At 41.5% G+C, this 337-nt stretch carries 1 pseudogene; it reads left to right on the top strand.

The annotated features are described in order from the left end of the window. A pseudogene (gene eno / locus FE392_RS22570) lies at positions 1-337 on the top strand (phosphopyruvate hydratase); the annotation flags it as partial.

The raw sequence follows: 337 nt of genomic DNA on the forward strand, positions 1-337 counted from the left end.
AAAGCTGTATTACATGACAAAGGTCTTAACACTGCAGTAGGTGACGAAGGTGGATTCGCTCCAAACCTTGGTTCTAACCGTGAAGCTTTAGAAGTAATCATCGAAGCTATCGAAAAAGCTGGTTACAAAGCTGGCGAGAACGTATTCTTAGGAATGGACGTTGCTTCTTCTGAGTTCTACAACAAAGAAACTGGTAAATATGACCTTGCAGGCGAAGGCCGTACTGGCTTAACTTCTGCAGAAATGGTTGATTTCTACGAAGAGCTTTGCAAAGACTTTCCAATCATCTCTATTGAAGATGGTTTAGACGAAAACGACTGGGATGGTCACAAATTAT

Source organism: Xenorhabdus santafensis, assembly GCF_033949405.1.
Taxonomy (GTDB): Bacteria; Pseudomonadota; Gammaproteobacteria; order Enterobacterales; family Enterobacteriaceae; genus Xenorhabdus; species Xenorhabdus santafensis.